The sequence below is a fragment of the Bacteroidota bacterium genome (assembly GCA_030706565.1).
Lineage (GTDB): Bacteria > Bacteroidota > Bacteroidia > Bacteroidales > JAUZOH01 > JAUZOH01.
On the sequence record JAUZOH010000486.1, the window covers coordinates 1 to 2,627 of the forward strand.

Here is a 2,627-nt window from a genome sequence, read left to right on the forward strand (position 1 = left end):
ACCTGTTCTTCCCGTTCTTTTTTGATCTCCTGATCGACGGATGGTGCAGCAGAAACTTTCTTTGAGGTTTTCTTCAAATCTCCGGCTATATATAAAGTACCGGTTTCTTTTACAAAAGTCAATTTTTGATTGGGTTTGAGCATAACATCGGTATGCTTATCCTTGCCATTTGCTTTCGTAACTTTTATCAAACCTTTAACCAGTGTAGTTTCAATTTTATGCTCATTAGGATAACATTGAACATCAAATTCTGTACCTATATCCCTGATGGTCAAATTTGAAGCCTCAACCAGAAAAGGCCGTTTAGGATCTTTAGCTACTATAAAATAGCCCTCCCCTTCCAAAAACACCTCTCTGACTTTTTGATCAAAATTCTTCACATAACGCAACTTACTACCAGCATTCAACCATACATGAGTACCATCGGGTAAGACGAATTTTGACACGGATCCATTGGGTACTGAAATCTCAGAATATAAATTCTGCAAAGAGGTTTTTCTTATTACAAAAAATCCAACAATTCCAACAATATTGAGAACTATCAGGAAGATAGCAGCATATTTTAACCAGGGGCGGAAGGATATGTGTTTGTTTTTTGAAGAAAAGTAAGAGTCAGTTATTGAGTTTGTGTCCTCGGGCGAGGATAGAGTTTGAATTTGATTCATATAAACTTCCAATTCTTTTTCCAGATTGATGGATGCAAATTTGGAAGAAATTTTTTCTACTTCATTCCATACTTTCTGATCATCCAGAAATAATTCCTTATTTCCGGATGAAGATGAAATCCAGTTCCTCACCTGAATAATTTCAGGTTCAGAACATTCACCTGCCAGATATTTGGCTATAATATTTTTATCTAATTTTCCCATATTATGATTTAATAACGATCGACTTGGGATTTACCCCCAAAGTGAATTTTATTTTTTCATTGAGAAACAAAGTAAAATCATTACGATAAGTAATGGATAAGTTTACTTTTCAATTTATCCAGAGCAATAGTCATTTGATTTTCAACGGTTTTGGGAGAGATTTCGAGTTTCTTGGCAATTTCATTATTTTTTAATCCCACGAAACGGTTCAATTCAAAAATTTGACGGCATCGTTCAGGCAAAGAAGAAATGGCCTCCACCACTTTCCCTTCCAATTCCTTATCTGTCAATTGATCGTAGGTAACATTTTTAAAATCCGGGGGGGTACTTTTTACTTCCTCTTCATATTCCTGAATAATCTTTGTATGCCTGATAAAATCAAGACAATTGTTTTTCACAATTGCAGTCAAATAAGATTTTATTGGTTTATCATCCTGAATGGTAGAACGGTTTTCCCAGAGTTTTACAAAAGCTGACTGAACAAGATCTTTCGCATCATCCATCGAAATAGCAAAAGAAAGGGAATAGCACAACATATCCATGTAATATTTCCTGAAAATGAACCTATAAGCTTCACTACTGTTCTTCCTTAGCTCCTGATTGACAAACTGCTCATTTTTTACCATAAAACACATCAATTATTACCCCTATTTTCAGCCCTGTAAAGTTGCTGAAAAATAAATTAAAATGATGAAAAAATTAAAAAGCAAAATTAATTCTACTAATTAATTTTAAAAATTCAAATCGATAAAATTTAATTAAATAAGGGTTAATCGATTTAATTAATTGACAAATGAAAATTTTAAGGAGAATTTAGTTCCAGGCGTTTTAAATTTGTGATTTTAACAAATTTTAACTTTTTTTAAGATAAAGAGGAAAGAAAATTTAACGGGTTGGAAAATTATTAACTAAAAAATTCCGGATGCACTTAAGGTTATTTATTTGATATAGTGAATTTAATAAACTATTTTTTTGTTTTCATGTTGAACTTTCTGAAAAACAAAAAATTCATTCGTTTACACCGGAACAACAATAAAAGTGAGCTTTTACAGATGACAAGAAGAATTTTCACCACGACAGTACGCCTGGGCTGCACAAATTATTGACAAGGAATCATGAAATGGACAATGAGCTTCACAAAAGATATCCCTGTTTCAAGAACAATATTTATGCCTTAAATCTGATGTATGCCTTTAGAGTCATACATTGTTTCCCTACACTTTCGCCATAAGGACGAATGGTATAGCGCTTAATATTTGCAGGGACAATGAATGTTTCAGCATAATGGACGATAAAAGGTTCGAAAATATGATCAGGACTTTCCACAATTGCTTCCCTTCCTTTTACCAAATTAATTACATTAACACTCTGGTTGGTAAAATGCTCTACAGGTTTTGAAAACAAATGCCGGCGTGTTTCAATAAATTCATCAGGATGTAAACCCGTCCTTTCTTCCAGCCAGCCATCCCCTTCCCCGATTTTCTCTACTTTTGACACCAGTTCATTCAGGCAATAATCAGTATCCCTTTGCCATTGTATCACATGAGAACCATGAGTAATGTTGATCGGACGGGGTTTGCCGTCTAATCCCAGGCGTTTCCAATCCCATAATTTAAATGTAAAAATGTAGGGGGTTGCGCTAATTTCTAAAACCATGCAATTCTTCCCCGAACAATGAATGGTACCGTTTGGTATAAGAAAATGATCATGTTTTTTAGCAGGGAAGCGGTTGATATATCGATCAGGGTCAAAATCTAT

General features: G+C 34.1%; 3 protein-coding genes. All 3 read right to left on the reverse strand.

Features of this window, described 5'->3' with window-relative positions:
• Positions 1-869, reverse strand: an 869-nt coding sequence (locus Q8907_15870) for a FecR family protein (GenBank protein MDP4275746.1), incomplete at its 3' end; no start/stop codon positions are given.
• Between the two features lie 80 nt (positions 870-949).
• Positions 950-1,495 carry an RNA polymerase sigma-70 factor gene (locus tag Q8907_15875; GenBank protein ID MDP4275747.1) on the reverse strand — a complete coding sequence of 182 codons (546 nt, stop codon included), beginning with the start codon at positions 1,493-1,495 and terminating at the stop codon, positions 950-952.
• 541 nt (positions 1,496-2,036) lie between these two features.
• The coding region (locus Q8907_15880; protein ID MDP4275748.1) for a mannose-6-phosphate isomerase at positions 2,037-2,627 on the reverse strand (591 nt) is incomplete at its 5' end.

Coding starts and splice junctions, on each gene's coding strand:
- Q8907_15875 (MDP4275747.1), bottom strand. CDS start 1,495: ATGGTAAAAAATGAGCAGTTTGTCAATCAGGAGCTAAGGAAGAACAGT.